Genomic DNA, 15,468 nt, shown 5'->3' with positions numbered 1-15,468 from the left:
TTTTGTGATTCATTTCCTATCGGAAAACTTATCCAATTAAAATTTCGCATAGCGATATATATTTTTAATATACACAGCTCATTTTAAAAATCAAACTTTAATTTTCCACTAAAAATGATGATTTTTTATAAGAAAATATAGCTTAAATAAATCAACAAATTAGCCAACGACAGATCAACAACAAAGTACCGCATTGCGAAATTAATTTTCAAAATATATTGTTTTGCATTCATCCTTTGATTACTATCAGTTCAAATATTGGTGATTTTACGAACATCACATTGATGTTGTCTGCATATAGTAAAAGGACGAGACTATGATTCGAGATCAGGAAACCTTAAATCAACTTGTTGATATGATTCGACAATTTGTTGAAGGTGTATTAATTCCTCATGAGAATGAAGTCGCTGAAACGGATGAAATTCCTCAAGACATCGTTGAGCAAATGAAAGCGATGGGCTTATTTGGTTTAACCATTCCTGAAGAGTACGAAGGTCTTGGACTGACGATGGAAGAAGAGGTCTATGTTGCTTTTGAATTAGGTCGTACCTCTCCTGCTTTTCGCTCTCTCATTGGAACCAATAATGGCATTGGTTCAAGTGGCCTCATTATTGACGGTACCGAAGCACAAAAATCATTTTTCTTGCCACGGCTAGCTCGCGGTGAAGTAATCAGTTCTTTTTGCTTAACCGAACCAGATGCAGGCTCTGATGCTGCATCTTTAAAAACCAGTGCTGTAAAAGATGGCGAATTTTATGTTTTAAATGGCACCAAACGCTTTATTACCAATGCACCTCATGCTGGTGTATTTACAGTCATGGCACGTACAAATGCTGATATTAAAGGTACTGGTGGGATTTCTGCTTTCATTGTTGATAGCCAAACCCCCGGTATTTCTCTTGGCAAACGCGATAAAAAAATGGGGCAAAAAGGCGCACACACGTGTGATGTGATTTTTGAAAATTGCCGTGTACCTGCCTCTGCACTCATTGGTGGTGTGGAAGGTGTCGGTTTTAAAACGGCCATGAAAGTGCTGGATAAAGGCCGTTTGCATATTGCTGCTTTGAGTGTCGGTGCTGCAACCAGAATGCTAGATGATTCTTTAAATTACGCTATTGAACGCAAACAATTTGGACAACCAATTGCTGAATTTCAACTCATTCAAGCCATGCTTGCTGACTCAAAAGCTGAAATTTATGCTGCCAGATGTATGGTTTTAGATGCTGCACGCCTACGGGATGCAGGACATAACGTTAGTACTGAAGCCTCATGCGCAAAAATGTTTGCAACCGAAATGTGTGGCCGTGTTGCTGATCGCTGCGTACAGATTCACGGCGGTGCTGGTTATATCAGTGAATATGCCATTGAACGTTTTTATCGAGATGTCCGTTTGTTCCGCCTCTATGAAGGGACCACCCAGATTCAACAAGTGATTATTGCCAGAAATATGATTCGCGCGGCGTCTTAATCAAATTTCAAGCACTTTAAAACGACTTGAAGTACTTTCAATCAAATGTAGGTAATGGATTATGGCTACAAATTACAAAGACAATCTTTCACGTGTACAACCTCATACGTGGAAAATTGCATTTATTTTCGCATTTCTAGCGCTATTAGTTGATGGTGCAGATTTGATGCTGCTGTCTTATAGCTTAAATAGCATTAAGGCAGATTTTGGATTAAGTTCAGTACAAGCAGGCATGCTTGGCAGTTTTACATTAGCAGGTATGGCAGTTGGTGGAATTTTTGGGGGATGGGCTTGCGATAAATTTGGCCGTGTGCGCATTGTGGTTATTTCTATTTTAATTTTCTCACTCCTTACCTGTGGCTTAGGTTTTACACAGAACTTTCTTCAGTTTGGTATTTTAAGATTTTTTGCATCGCTTGGTCTTGGCTCACTTTATATTGCCTGTAATACCCTCATGGCTGAATATGTACCAACGCGTTACCGCACTACAGTATTAGGCACTTTACAAGCCGGCTGGACTGTTGGATATATTGTCGCAACCTTACTTGCGGGCTGGATTATTCCTGATCATGGCTGGCGCATGCTGTTTTACGTTGCGATTATTCCAATCATTATGGCTGTTCTCATGCATATTCTTGTACCTGAACCAGAGGCATGGCAACAGTCACGACTTCAACAACCTGTTACGGCGCAAAACTCGCAGAAAACTTCGGTATTTAAGCTTATTTTCCAAGATAAACGAAACCGTAATATGTTTATCTTGTGGGCGTTAACCGCTGGTTTCTTACAGTTTGGCTACTACGGTGTAAATAACTGGATGCCATCCTACCTAGAAAGTGAACTTGGTATGAAGTTCAAGGAAATGACGGCTTATATGGTGGGTACATATACCGCCATGATTTTAGGTAAAGTCCTTGCAGGCATGATGGCCGATAAATTAGGACGTCGATTTACCTATGCATTTGGTGCAATCGGTACTGCTATTTTCCTACCCCTGATTGTTTTTTATAACTCACCAAGCAACATTTTATATTTACTCGTCACCTTCGGCTTCCTTTACGGTATTCCGTATGGCGTAAATGCAACCTATATGACCGAAAGCTTTGCAACAGCTATTCGCGGTACAGCCATTGGTGGTGCTTATAATGTCGGGCGTTTAGGCGCTGCGTTGGCACCAGCAACCATCGGTTTCTTAGCATCTGGCGGATCTATTGGTTTAGGTTTTGTCGTGATGGGAGCTGCCTACCTAATTTGTGGTGTGATCCCTGCTCTATTTATCAAAGAAAAATTATATGACCCACAAAAGTCATAAACAGATTCATTACATAGAACAGATGTCTATATGTAGTGATAGTTCTAACGATCAAAACATATGTTTTTAGATCGTTAGACAGAAATAAGGAGCTTAATCCGCAAGGTTGCTCCTTATTTTAAAATATGTAGAGTTTATCTACTCTTCATTTTAATTTTTTAGGTAAGCTTAGTTCTCAAGGGAGCTAAGCTTAAAAATATATTGGCCTAGACTTTGTTTAAGGTCTTTCGCCCTGTCCTAAACGACGTTCAATATCATCTAGAACATTTGGCAAATCGGCTACACTATCAATCACATAGTGAGCACCCGAGGCATTCATTTTTCGATATGCCTTATCTTTTAGAACAATTTGTTCATCAGCCGATAATGCGCTCCACTCTTCATAGCTTAAACCGACTTCGTTACCACTAATTGCAAGACCTACCGTCCAGCATCCTGCATTTAAACCTTCATCAATACCCACTACGGTATCATCCACTTTTACAACTGTTTTGATGTCTGATACGTCGAGTTGAATTAAGTTTTTCCATAACATTTCAGGATATGGACGACCAAATTTCACATCACTTGCCGTAACAATACAGTCAGGTCGGTAACCCTGATCGGCAGCATCTTTAACCAATCGCCCAATCATCATTGATGCATAGCCCGTGTTACTGCCAATTTTTGCACCACGGCCTTTAATATTTTCAAAAGTCGCCAATGCACCCGGAATTAAAGCAGAACATGTTGGAATCGATTTTAATTGATACGGAATAAAATCTTTATATAAACGGTCAATATCTGCCTTAGTTGCCGTCTGACCATAAACCTCCTGCCATGCGGCAGCTACGCGCGGCATTTTTAAAACGGCAGCAATATGGTCGCGTTTTTCCAAGCCCATTGGAGCACGAGCTTCTTCAACCGTAATTTCAACTTTATTGTCTTTAAATAAAGCCATAAAAGCCAAAATCGGGGCGCGTGAACCAAAATCTACAGTTGTGCCAGCCCAGTCAAAAACCACGGCTTGAATTTGTGTATTGTTCGTTGTCATGATGTATTTCCTTTAATTTAAATAATTTAATAAAAATTATGCTGTTACAGCTTGCTGTAGATGGTCTTTGCAATAACTGGCAATAGCAGCCAGCAACCCTTCAATGTCATGAACATAAACTTCGCCAATATTGCCAATACGGAAACAGTTGAGATCTGTGACCTTGCCCGGATAAATCACGTAGCCTGATTTTTTCAGCGTTTCATAAAATGACAGAAAGCTAAATGTTTCGACTGTCGGGTAAAGGAATGTGGTGATAATTGGGGATTGAGGTGATTGATTGCCTAATACCAATTCAAAACCAAGCTGTTGCATACCTTGCGATAAGGTTTGCTGATTTTGTAAATAACGTTGATAACGTGCAGCTACTCCGCCCTCTGTCTCTAGTTCAAGCAATGCTTGGTAAAATGCACGTACTACGTGGGTTGGCGAGGTAAAACGCCATTTACCGTTATGTTGCTCCATGGTATTCCACTGGTCGTATAAATCGAGGCTGACCGAACGCGCCAAACCTTTACACTCTTCTAGACAATCACGTTTTGCCAAAATGAAACCAAAGCCCGGAACACCTTGAATACATTTATTCGCACTTGAAATCAGAAAATCAATTTCAAGCTCAGCTATATCCATTGGCACACCGCCAAATGAACTCATCGCATCCACAATCCAGATTTTTCCTGCCGATTTAACTAAACGGCCAATATCTTGAATTGGGTTTAAAATTCCGGTGGTGGTTTCACAGTGCACACAAGCAACATGGCTAATGGTTTGATCTTTTAAAACACGATCAATTTCTTGTAAATCTGGTGTCTGGGTCTCTAAATAGTTCAGCTCTATCACTTCAATATTTAGGCAACGTGCCATTTGCACCATACGTGCACCGTATGCGCCATTATTAATAATTAAGATTTTGCCATCACGCGGAATAGCTGAACCAAGCACAGACTCCACGGCAAAACTACCACTGCCTTGCATTAGCACAGCCGTATATTGTTCAGGTTGATTAGTTGCCAAGTTGACCAATCGAGAGCGGATATCTTGTACAAGCGAATTATATTCTTGGTCCCAAGTACACCAGTCTTTTTGCATGGCGCGGCGCACTGTCGCAGAGGTTGATAACGGACCTGGAGTAAGAAGCAGATATTTGTTTTCTAAATCCATATCGAGTTGTGGTTGCATGTTCATAAGATTGCTCGTTTCTTTAACGTTAATTTCAATATACACCAATCTGGTTTAAACCAGATTACAAACTAATAAATATTTTGTTCTAGCACTTCTTTGATAAAACCGGCCCCTGTGGTCATGCCTTTGCCCGCAATCGCACTCACCAAAAAGATGTTTTTCTCGGCTTCAGTGACGCAAGCCAACTCATGTTCATGGGTTAGGTAATAACCATTCCAGCGTTTTTGAATCGGAGGTAAAGTCAGCCCTAATTTTTCATGGCAGTACGCTTGAATAAACTCATTAATATCTTCACGTTGCTCAAACTGAGGTGCTTCATCAAGCAGATGGTATTCGTGACTATCACCTACGATGAGTTCACCAAATTCGTTCTGTTTAATTAAAATATGAATACCAAATTCTTTGATCAACCCCTGCTGTGATGCTTGGACCAGCTCAGCATGACTCGGACAAATTTCAAAGGCTGGATAGCGCGAAATCGACAAACCTGAATAAAGAGAAGCATTTAATTTTTGCTTAAAAGTTTGAGTCAGTGCCATTTGTAAGCCACAACGTTTCAGGTTCAAACTTTGCAGCAGCTCTGGATATAAAACATCAATAACCTCACCGTGACAGATCAAAACTTTATTTGCTCGATAAGTTTCACCACTTGCCAAACGAACCTGACAATTTCCCTGCTGATATTCGGTCTGTACTACACAGGCATTGGTATAGATCAACACACCTTTTCTTTGTGCATACGCCAATAGCCGTTGCCCAATTACATGTGGTTCAACCGAATAATCCTCTTCAAAAACCAAGCCACCTTGAAACTGCTGCTCAGGAGTTAAATACGAAAATTGGGTAGTCAGTTCTTCATGACTGAATAAATGAACCGGAATCTGGTACTTATCTGCACGCTCGGCAAACTCATTTAAAACCTGCCATTCAAGCGCAGTATTTGCCAGATATACGCCTTGTCTTTGCTCAAATGAAATATCGGTTTCAGCTTGAATACGCTGGTAAAAAGAACGGGTTTCAAGTGCATAATTTCGCCACTGCTGTTCGGGGTGCGTTAATGTCGATGTTCCAACCATGCCAAAATTACGGCGAGTTGCACCTACAGGCTTGGCATTTTTCTCAAAAATACAAACCTTTAAGCCTTGCTCTTGTGCCTGTATGGCAGCAGACAAACCTAAAATACCGCCACCAACAACAATTAAATCAAACTGTACGTTATTCATAAGACTTCCAATTTGCGAAATTTAGGATGAACAAATCCTTGCCTTGTTTAACAAAGCATTTCGTTTCAGTCGGTTAAATAAAAATTGTGTTTAGCTAAGACCTAGTGGGAGCTTTCGCGCCATTGCTGACTTCTTGCCATCATTTTTCGGGTAAATAACCAATGAATGAGTTTTACAACACATGAAGTCATCAAAATTAAAATGCTCATGGCAACGGCAGCAACCGTGTCTCCTGCATCATCCATATTTAGAACAGCAACCGCAGCTAAACTGGTGTCTGGTGAATACAAGAAAATCACAGCTGACACGGTCGTCATGGCATTCACAAAAACATAGACCGATACATCGCATAGCGCTGGAAAACACATTGGCAAATACACTTTCCAAAAGGTTTTCCACTTCGATGTACCTAAAGTTTGTGCTGCCTGATCAAGTTGTATCGGAATCTGTTTAATGGCATTGGTTAAAGTCAGGTGTGGCACAGTGTAATAATGCATGATGGTTGAAATCACCAAAATGGTCATGGTGCCGTACAGAATATTTAAGGGATTACTTTGTTGATTAAAAAACAGAATATATGCAATACCTAAAACCAGACCTGGCACTGCCAATGGCAACAAAACCAAAGCCTGCACATAATTTTTAATGAGAGGATGTGCCTTAAAACGTTCGGTTAATAGCGCCACCATAAAAATGAGTACTGTTCCAACAATCGTACTGAAAAAAGCCATTCGAACCGAGTTGAAATACGCTGCCCAACCGCCGCCATCGACATATTCAAAACTGTAGTGTTCTAAGGTCAAAGACAAATCGTAGGGCCAAGACTGGATAAATGAAGCCAGCACTGCTGTTAAGATAATGAGTAAAATCGAACCCGAAACCAAGCCACAAAATAAAGTCAAAACCGTTTCAAGCTTTTCATTACGCGCAGAGACATAAGGCTTAATTTGAAAGGCTTGAAAACGTGCATGGCGTTTGCTTTGTATACGATCAAAAATGAACACAAAAACTGCCGGCAGTAATAACAAGATGGAAATCACCGCGCCCATGCTCATATTTTGCTGACCAATAATCTGCTTATAGACATCAAGCGCCATCATGTTAAATGAACCGCCAATGACTTTCGGAATACCAAAATCTGTTAGTACATAAATGAAAGCCACCAGACTTGCACTGATGAGTCCATAACGAACTGCAGGTAAAGTCACATGATAATGCGTCTTCCAGATATTTTTTCCGAGTGACAAAGATGCTTCAATTAAACGCTGATCGACACTTCTAAAAGAGACAATCATCAACATCAAAATAGCTGGAAACAACCAAAAGCAATAACTGATTAAAATACCAATTGGGCCATAAATCTGTACATCACCCAATAAAGACTTGAATACACCTTGCTTGCCAAACAAATAAACCAATGCCAAGGAAGGCAAAAGTGATGGTGCCAAGATCGGTAAAAAAGCCACCAATTTAAAGAAGCCTTTTCCTTTAATATTGACATTGGTCAAAGCAAACGCATAAATACTGGCAAGAAGCACTGTAATGACAGTTGCTGTACACGCGATCCACACCGAATTAAATACAGAACTCACTAAAGCCGGACTACCAAAATAATTATAGAAATTTTCAAGGCCAACAAAGTTTTGATTTTCATCAAAAAAAGCACTTTGAAACAGCATAATTAATGGTGCAACAATGGCTAATGTCAGTGCAATTGCCACAACAAACAAAGCGATGTTCGATCTTAAAGAATATTCAGTTTTTTGACGCGGCTGTGTTTTTAAAACCGCTGAAGCAGCTTCGTTTAACATAGTGCATATCCTTGCTCATCAAAGACATGAATGAGCTGATTAGGCACTTTTATAAACATAAATTCTTGCAAATATTTGAACTTTGTATTTTCAATTTCAATTTGCAAAACATGTTCTGCCTGCTCAATTCCATCAATATTAATGGCACAGAATAAACGACGTTTCGCACCTAAAAACTCGGTACTTAATACTTTAATCGGTAGGTAGAGTGACTCTTTATCGCCGCCTAAATCATCGACTAACTCGACGACTTCAGGTCTAAAACCGATACTGTAATTTTGCCCTGCTTTCAGCTTTTGCTGCTCCAAACTCAACTGAATAAAACCCAAAATATCGAGCTGATTAGTCGCTGAACAAGTGGCTTCCAGAAAGTTCATTGTGCCAATAAATTTAGCAACGAAACGCGTTTGTGGTTTGTAATAAATATTATGCGGCGTATCAATTTGCTCAATCACACCATGATTCATGACAACAACACGGTCAGAAATGCTTAATGCTTCTTCTTGGTCGTGTGTCACCATAATGGTTGGCAAGTTAAGCTGTGATTGAATTGAACGAATTTTTTGTCTTAGGTTCAAACGCACCTGAGCATCAAGTGCAGACAACGGTTCATCTAGCAATAAAATATCGGGATTCGGTGCAATTGCCCGAGCAAGTGCAACACGTTGCTGCTGCCCGCCCGACAATTGGTTTGGATATTTTTTTGCAATATTGGGCAACTCAATCAGCTCTAATAACTGTTGAACCCGTTGGCTACGCTCTGCTTTATCCCATTTTCTTTTGTCTAATCCAAAAGCAATATTCTCTTCGACATTTAAGTTTGGAAATAACGCATAGTTCTGGAACACAATGCCACAGTGACGCTTTTCCGCACTGAGCAATGTAATATCTGTTCCTTTTTTAATGACTTTTCCATAATCAGGTTTTTCTAGGCCCGCAATAATACGTAGCAATGTGGTTTTTCCACATCCTGACGGTCCTAAAAAACTGACAAACTCACCAGATTTGAGGTCCAAATTAATATGGCTTAAAGCCTGAAAGTGTTGGAACTTTTTTTGAATATCCACCACTTCCAAAACTACAGGGCTATGTTCAGGGTATTTATAAGTCTTTAATGTCGACAATAACTGCCCTGCTAACCCAGCATTTTGGTTTTGAACATTCAGCGATGATTGCAATGACGAAGGAATTTGCATAATGAAGCCTTTATCCAAAAGATCACTTTTCAAAACGCTTTGACCATTCAGCCAAAATACGTTCACGCTGCTCAGCCGCCCAATAAAAATCATTTTTTACTAGCATTTGAGGAAGATTTTTCGGGAAATCCATGGTCGTATTTTCAATGCCTTTATAAGCGACCATTGAAAAGTTATGCGCATAAGCTTCATTTGCTGCTTTACTCACAGACCAATTAATAAATTTTTGTGCGCTACTTAATTTTTTGGTTCCTTTCACAATCGCTGAAGCTTCCATTTCCCAACCTAACCCTTCAGTTGGATAAACCACTTCTAAAGGTGCACCTTCTGCTTTTAATTTAAATGCTGGATAACCGAAAGAAACACCAATTGGAATTTCGCCTTGTGCGGCCATCTTGCAAGGTTTTGAACCAGAGTGAGGATATTGCGAAATGTTTTTATCTAAAGCCTGCATATAGTCCCATGCCTGCTTTTCACCCCAGATCTGCATCCAAGCAGTGACATCTAAATATCCTGTACCACTTGAAGCCGGATTTGGCATCACAATTAGGTTTTTATAAATTGGGTTGGTTAAATCTTTCCAAGTTTTTGGAATCGGTAGCTTACGTTTTTCTAATTCGACTTTATTTACACAGATTGCAGATTCCCATGCATCCATACCTGTCCAAGTCGGTACATTTTTTTGACTTACAAATTCGGGTTTTAAATTTTGGACGCCTTCAGGTTTAAAAGGCTCAAGCATGTCTTTCTTTTCCATGACCAACAAACTGGTTAAAGCCACACCAAAAACCACGTCCGCTTGAGGATTTTTCTGTTCTGCCAAAAGTTTAGCGGTAATTACACCAGTTGAATCACGTACCCATTTTACTTTTAGTTCTGGATAGGCTTTGTGTAATTCTTCTTGGTATTGTTTAAGCTGGTCGGCTTCCACTGCCGTATAGACTGTAATTTCTTCTGATTGTTTTGATGTTGCTGATGAACATCCCATTTGAATAGCGACCACTACACCTAAAACTGATGCAGTGCCAAGTTTAATTGTCTGTTGAACGTACTGTTTCATCTGCAAACCATCGAATGCAATTAGTTGATGATCGTATTTCAACAGGTTTATATGACAGTTTAGTTAATCTGGTTTAAACCAGATTAACTTTTTATGCTCGTGCTTCGAAATGTAAGTCTAAAACATCGTGTAGCCAATATTCTTGGTCTACATCGGTAATCACGCCTTGTTCATTTCTGTTGCTACGGCAAATATACAACCCAAGCGCACCCACATTCACATGCAGTGCTTTGGCCTGCTGTTCAGATAAAGCCGTCGGATACAAGTTAATATCGGCTCTGGTGATATGGCAGTTATATTGATTTGCCATAAGTAAAGTAATTGATTGCTTGAGATCATGATTTAAAAACTCAGGAAAAAGCTCTGCATTCACCCGTAAATGCTCAACCAGTACAGGACGTCCATTAATGCAACGACGTCGCCAAACTGAATATATCGGATGCCCTTTTTCAACTTTTAAATGCTTGGCATCCCAAGAAGTTGCAGTTGTTAGCTCACTGGAAATTACTTCTGTGGAAGGTTCATAACCTTGTTCAATCACAAACTGGTTAAAGTTTTTCGTAGATTGTGGATGATAAATAATACGCGGAGAACGAACATACCAACCACGGCGGTCTAATCGATAAATCAAACCATCAGTTTCCAAAGCCAACAATGCTTCGCGGGCAGCAACACGAGTGGTTTGGAATTGCTCAGACAGCACTCTTTCCGAAGATAGCTTTGCGTGAGCTTCTAATACACCAGATTCAATATCATGGGCAATTGCATCGCGGATAGGAATGTATTTCGGTATACGTGCTTGGTCCTGTTCCATAAAAACTTTAGAATTTATAAATAAAGAAATTAATAGCAATATACTGAAAAAATATGACAAAAGCTTTTATTAATGCTGATTTTTTAGGCAAAACAGTGCCTTATCTTATCTTTTTCTAATTCAAATTTTTCATAAAAAAAGGGCATTTTCATGCCCTGTTTCTGTTTCATCTAATCGTTAACTTGCATGTTTAAAACTATCAATTTGCTTAATTTCATAGGGTAAACCAACATAGTTTTCAGCCAAGGTCGTTTTACCTGCTACAGAACCAAGCACATAACTTAACTCAGCTTGCTTAATCTTATGGTCAAACTCACTTTCAGTTTCAAAGCGATGCAATAAATGAGTCATCCACCAAGAAAAACGTTCGGCTTTCCATACACGTTGTAGGCACTTTTCAGAATATTCATTTATACCTTGTTCCGAACCTTCGGCATAATATTCAATAAGTGCACTTGATAAATACGCAATATCAGAAGCAGCGAGATTTAGGCCCTTTGCTCCAGTCGGGGGAACAATATGTGCAGCGTCTCCCGCTAAAAATAGTTTCCCAAACCGCATTGGTTCTGTCACGAAGCTACGTAACGGCGCGATACTTTTTTCAATTGAAGCTCCTGTCACTAGCTTTTCACGGCTTTCAGGGTCTAAACGTTTCTTTAACTCATCCCAAAACTTTTCATCGGACCAGTCTTCAACGTGATCTGTTAAAGGGACTTGTAAATAATAACGGCTGCGAGTCTCTGAACGCATACTGCATAAAGCAAAGCCACGCTCTGACTGTACGTAAATAAGTTCATCAGCTACAGGTGGAACATCTGCTAACACCCCTAGCCAGCCAAACGGATAAACTTTTTCAAAGGTCTTAATTTTATCTTCGGGCACGCTGGCGCGGCAGATGCCATGATAACCATCACACCCTGCAATAAAGTCACATTCAATTTGAAAAGCTTTGCCTTGGTACTCAAACTCAACTTTTGGCGCAGTGTAGAAATCTTTTACCTGTACATTTTGAGCTTCATAAAATGAAGTAAGCTGCTCTGCTTCACGCGCAGTCATTAAATCTTTGGTGACTTCGGTCTGGCCGTATACGGTCACTTGTTTGCCACCTGTGAGTGAGGCCAAATCAACTCGATGTAACTCGCCATTAGTTAAGATTTCGATGCCTGAATGTGGTAGGCCTTTTTCTTTTAAGTTTTGGTCAACGCCTGCTTGTTTGAGTAAGTCGACCGAAACTTGCTCTAAAATTCCTGCACGAATCCGTGAAGCCACATATTCAGCACTACGTTGCTCAACAATAATATGTTCGATGCCAGCTTTATATAGAAGTTGCCCAAGCAATAACCCTGCTGGTCCAGAACCAATAATTGCAACCTGTGTCTTTAAAATATCCATAACTTCATCCTTGTTTCATCCTGACTTTTAAATTACTGGCTTTAAGTTTTGTGCACTATGTATCCAAGACGAAAATAACCGTTTATCATCTAGTTTGTCCGAATAGCGGACAGAAACAATCAAAATAACAGGAATGAATGGATGCCTTCTCTCGATGCTTTTTTAGAGCACCCGAACTCGCATGAGAAAATTCGTCAAGAAGACTATATTGCAGGGTTAGCAAAAGGCTTGGCTTTACTGGAAGCTTTTGGAACAGATCGACAACGGCTCAATGTGACTCAAGTTGCCGATCGAACTGGCATTAGCCGCACAGCAGCAAGACGTTATCTAAAAACTTTAAAATACTTAGGCTATTTAGATACCGATGAACATTACTTTTGGCTCACTCATCGCGTGCTGCGCTTTTCGAGTTCGTATTTAAGTTCTGCCCACCTGCCTAAAATTGCTCAATCATTTTTAAATCTTTTGTGCGCGCAGACGTCCCTCACTTTTTCAATTGTGGTTCTAGACGATAATGAAGTCGTGCCAATTGCCCGTAGCTATTTACCACAACAAGATAATTTACGTGTTAGCCCTTACGGCATGCATTTAGGGAACCGACTCCCTGCGCATGCAACTTCGACAGGTAAAGTATTACTTGCTGCACTGTCTGAAGAAGCTCAGCACACATGGGTAAAAACTTATGGTTTAAAACGCTTAACCCCATTTACGATTATTGATGAGTCCAAGTTTTTTGAAGTGCTTAAAGCAATTTCACTATCGGATTATTGTCTTTCTAAAGAAGAACATGAGCTTGGTGTGATTGCGATTGCAGTGCCTGTTTTTAATGCACAAGGTCAAGCGGTGGCAGCGCTTAACTGCATGTCTCAAACCAACCGTGTACAAGAAGATTATTTGATTCAGCAAATTTTGCCATTGCTGCGCAACACGGCAAATGAACTTAGAAATGTGATTTAAATAGACATAGAAATCTTGTCATCAATTAGAGGTACAAGAGTTTCAGCTCATGATTTTAAATGGCGAATTCTTTAACTCGCTGGTCTGCCAGAACTAAACAAAGAACGAATACGAGCCAATTGAGCAGCTAAACAATATTGAAAAAATTACTTACAGCAATTTTAGGCATTGATTCGGTGAGGAAGATTTTGTTCAATAGACATGGCTTTTTTCCAGCTTTCTAAGCTTTCTAGACTTTTTACATATTGTTCAATATTGAGATATTTTGATCGAATATTTAAAGAATTAATTAGACCATAGACTACGAAACCAATCATAAAATCTGCACCCGTTAAGCAATTGTCTACTAAGAATTTTTTGCCTACTAATTGTTGATCTAAATATGAGAATACTTTATCCAACTCAGCATGCGCATATTGATCTAAGAACTTTAATTGAGTGCCATTTTTTAACTCAATCGAATTAAAAATATTTAATAAATATGGAACCATAGCCGAACTTTCTGAAAAATGAACCCATTGTAAATAATCAAGATAACTGTCTGAATCTTTCGCTGGCATAAGTTGGGGAGCAAACTTTTCAATCAAAATTTCTACAATGGCACCTGATTCAGCAATTATTTTTCCATTGAGCTCAATCACAGGTGATTTTCCTAAAGGATGAATGTTTTTTAATTCTTGAGGTGCAAGATTTGTAGTTTTATCTCGAAAATAACTTTTTAATTCATAAGGTTGATTAATTTCTTCAAGTAACCACAGAATGCGAAATGAGCGTGAAGCATTTAAATGATGAAGAATAATAGACATTAATTTTCTCTTTTAAACTAGAAGGTCAACAAAGTGAGGCCTCACTATATAGATTGATAGACGACCGGTCTAATATTTTTTGTTATCAGCCCGGCATTTGTCTGATTAAGTAATAAAGTAAATGTGTTAAAAACATAAAAAAACCACATCCGTAGATATGGTGACAAATTGGCTTTTAATTTTATCGACTGTCTAGCGCATTCTGAGGCCTCAAATTACATCAACCACCTAAACTGCGTAAAAAACAATCCAGTACCTTTTCCCGATCGATTGCCCCATCTGAGCTTAAATACTGAATAATTGCGCCTTCAATCATATATAAAAATAGCTTTGCATCCTGAAAAGTCGCATCGGTTTTAAGTGCTCTAAGCTGACTATAGATTTCATTAAGCAGCCATGTTCTATATTTAATTGCAACTTGATAAGCGTTTGGATAGGTCAGTTTCGTTTCAAAAATGGCTTTAAATAGTAAGTAGTAAAGCCCCTCTAAATCGGTATGTAAGAAATAAAGTTTCTTGAGTTTATCCTTCGCGCTTGTACCTTGATCGTACTCAGCAATTGAAACCACTTTTTCTTTTAGCCGTTCTTTTTGCACAATCAAACAGATTTCAATAAACCGCTCTTTAGAGTGAAAGTAGTTATAAAAAGTCCCTTTTGGAATATTTGACTCTTTCACGATTCTATCGACCCCAACAGTATGAAACCCGTAATGGTGAAATAAATAAATCGACTTATTTACGACTTGTATGGCACGTGTTGGGAGAACTAAATTTGGCATCGTTTTACCGTTATAAATTCTTGTTGTTTCTCAGTGAGATACTTTTTTGGGAGAAAAAAAGCCACAGCAAAGCCGTAAAGACTGTGCTTGGCACATCTCAAGTTTGTTATTGCTAAGTTTTAAATAAAAAAGATTTAAAGCCTGAAAACCTTAGGGCAATCAAGCTGCTTTAAATTTTAAGCTGTGTCGTTGTAGCTTTTGGCCTTGAGAGCCAAGAAATAATAGATGTGCAAAGCCAACTCCTTTTTATTGGGAGTTCTGCCGACATGAATAGAAATTATGGTGGCAGAACGGAAGAGGGTTCGCGGACTGGGTAAGACTCCAGCACACCCGAAGGTGTCCCACTCCCGTCCTACCGCAACGGGAGGAGACTAGGAGTAACACATAAGACTATCCCTCAGAAAGGAATATATCTGATGTGCTCTTACTGCGGTCC

General features: G+C 39.4%; 13 protein-coding genes. 3 read left to right on the top strand and 10 right to left on the bottom strand.

Going from position 1 to position 15,468, the window contains the following annotated elements:
• The first annotated feature begins 316 nt into the window (after positions 1-316).
• Both I5515_RS05535 and I5515_RS05530 read left to right on the top strand, forming a co-directional pair.
• A complete protein-coding gene (locus I5515_RS05535) occupies positions 317-1,468 on the top strand; it encodes an acyl-CoA dehydrogenase family protein (protein WP_199965143.1) in 1,152 nt (383 codons plus the stop codon).
• Between the two features lie 61 nt (positions 1,469-1,529).
• Entirely contained in the window at positions 1,530-2,780 is a 1,251-nt protein-coding gene (locus I5515_RS05530) for an MFS transporter (RefSeq protein ID WP_199965142.1), read from the top strand.
• Positions 2,781-2,997: 217 nt separating this feature from the next.
• Here I5515_RS05530 and phnX read toward each other — a convergent pair whose 3' ends face one another.
• The 8 genes from phnX to pobA all read right to left on the bottom strand — a co-directional run bounded on the left by phnX (position 2,998) and on the right by pobA (position 12,491).
• Positions 2,998-3,813, bottom strand: coding sequence for a phosphonoacetaldehyde hydrolase (phnX, locus tag I5515_RS05525; RefSeq protein WP_199965141.1), 816 nt, complete (start codon positions 3,811-3,813; stop codon positions 2,998-3,000).
• A 36-nt stretch (positions 3,814-3,849) separates the two neighbouring features.
• Positions 3,850-5,037: a 2-aminoethylphosphonate--pyruvate transaminase gene (phnW, locus tag I5515_RS05520; protein WP_199965512.1), complete on the bottom strand. Its 1,188-nt coding sequence runs from the start codon at positions 5,035-5,037 to the stop codon at positions 3,850-3,852.
• 26 nt (positions 5,038-5,063) lie between these two features.
• Positions 5,064-6,218, bottom strand: coding sequence for a TIGR03364 family FAD-dependent oxidoreductase (locus I5515_RS05515; protein WP_199965140.1), 1,155 nt, complete (start codon positions 6,216-6,218; stop codon positions 5,064-5,066).
• A 101-nt stretch (positions 6,219-6,319) separates the two neighbouring features.
• A complete protein-coding gene (locus I5515_RS05510) occupies positions 6,320-8,029 on the bottom strand; it encodes a putative 2-aminoethylphosphonate ABC transporter permease subunit (protein WP_199965139.1) in 1,710 nt (569 codons plus the stop codon).
• Positions 8,023-9,225: an ABC transporter ATP-binding protein gene (locus I5515_RS05505; protein WP_199965138.1), complete on the bottom strand. Its 1,203-nt coding sequence runs from the start codon at positions 9,223-9,225 to the stop codon at positions 8,023-8,025. Before I5515_RS05505 ends, I5515_RS05510 begins: the two co-directional genes overlap by 7 nt.
• A 22-nt stretch (positions 9,226-9,247) precedes the next feature.
• The gene (locus tag I5515_RS05500; protein WP_199965137.1) at positions 9,248-10,285 is read right to left on the bottom strand and encodes a putative 2-aminoethylphosphonate ABC transporter substrate-binding protein; all 1,038 of its coding nucleotides are present in this window, start codon (positions 10,283-10,285) and stop codon (positions 9,248-9,250) included.
• 91 nt (positions 10,286-10,376) lie between these two features.
• Positions 10,377-11,099 carry a UTRA domain-containing protein gene (locus tag I5515_RS05495; RefSeq protein WP_199965136.1) on the bottom strand — a complete coding sequence of 241 codons (723 nt, stop codon included), beginning with the start codon at positions 11,097-11,099 and terminating at the stop codon, positions 10,377-10,379.
• Between the two features lie 177 nt (positions 11,100-11,276).
• The gene (pobA, locus tag I5515_RS05490; RefSeq protein ID WP_199965135.1) at positions 11,277-12,491 is read right to left on the bottom strand and encodes a 4-hydroxybenzoate 3-monooxygenase; all 1,215 of its coding nucleotides are present in this window, start codon (positions 12,489-12,491) and stop codon (positions 11,277-11,279) included.
• Between the two features lie 141 nt (positions 12,492-12,632).
• Here pobA and pobR point away from each other — a divergent pair, with 141 nt between their 5' ends.
• Positions 12,633-13,448 carry an IclR family transcriptional regulator PobR gene (pobR, locus tag I5515_RS05485; protein WP_199965134.1) on the top strand — a complete coding sequence of 272 codons (816 nt, stop codon included), beginning with the start codon at positions 12,633-12,635 and terminating at the stop codon, positions 13,446-13,448.
• 161 nt (positions 13,449-13,609) lie between these two features.
• Here the strand turns inward: pobR and I5515_RS05480 are convergent, their stop codons facing one another.
• Both I5515_RS05480 and I5515_RS05475 read right to left on the bottom strand, forming a co-directional pair.
• Entirely contained in the window at positions 13,610-14,254 is a 645-nt protein-coding gene (locus tag I5515_RS05480; protein ID WP_199965133.1) for a glutathione S-transferase family protein, read from the bottom strand.
• 220 nt (positions 14,255-14,474) lie between these two features.
• Positions 14,475-15,032, bottom strand: a complete 558-nt coding sequence (locus tag I5515_RS05475) for a TetR/AcrR family transcriptional regulator (RefSeq protein ID WP_199965132.1) — start codon at positions 15,030-15,032, stop codon at positions 14,475-14,477.
• Positions 15,033-15,468: the final 436 nt, after the last annotated feature.

Origin of the sequence: Acinetobacter calcoaceticus, assembly GCF_016508255.1 — a bacterium.
GTDB lineage: Bacteria > Pseudomonadota > Gammaproteobacteria > Pseudomonadales > Moraxellaceae > Acinetobacter > Acinetobacter calcoaceticus_E.
This window is presented reverse-complemented; position numbering and strand designations above follow the sequence as displayed.

Coding starts and splice junctions, on each gene's coding strand:
- I5515_RS05535 (WP_199965143.1), top strand. CDS start 317: ATGATTCGAGATCAGGAAACCTTAAATCAACTTGTTGATATGATTCGA.
- I5515_RS05530 (WP_199965142.1), top strand. CDS start 1,530: ATGGCTACAAATTACAAAGACAATCTTTCACGTGTACAACCTCATACG.
- phnX (WP_199965141.1), bottom strand. CDS start 3,813: ATGACAACGAACAATACACAAATTCAAGCCGTGGTTTTTGACTGGGCT.
- I5515_RS05515 (WP_199965140.1), bottom strand. CDS start 6,218: ATGAATAACGTACAGTTTGATTTAATTGTTGTTGGTGGCGGTATTTTA.
- I5515_RS05510 (WP_199965139.1), bottom strand. CDS start 8,029: ATGTTAAACGAAGCTGCTTCAGCGGTTTTAAAAACACAGCCGCGTCAA.
- I5515_RS05505 (WP_199965138.1), bottom strand. CDS start 9,225: ATGCAAATTCCTTCGTCATTGCAATCATCGCTGAATGTTCAAAACCAA.
- I5515_RS05500 (WP_199965137.1), bottom strand. CDS start 10,285: ATGAAACAGTACGTTCAACAGACAATTAAACTTGGCACTGCATCAGTT.
- I5515_RS05495 (WP_199965136.1), bottom strand. CDS start 11,099: ATGGAACAGGACCAAGCACGTATACCGAAATACATTCCTATCCGCGAT.
- pobA (WP_199965135.1), bottom strand. CDS start 12,491: ATGGATATTTTAAAGACACAGGTTGCAATTATTGGTTCTGGACCAGCA.
- pobR (WP_199965134.1), top strand. CDS start 12,633: ATGCCTTCTCTCGATGCTTTTTTAGAGCACCCGAACTCGCATGAGAAA.
- I5515_RS05480 (WP_199965133.1), bottom strand. CDS start 14,254: ATGTCTATTATTCTTCATCATTTAAATGCTTCACGCTCATTTCGCATT.
- I5515_RS05475 (WP_199965132.1), bottom strand. CDS start 15,032: ATGCCAAATTTAGTTCTCCCAACACGTGCCATACAAGTCGTAAATAAG.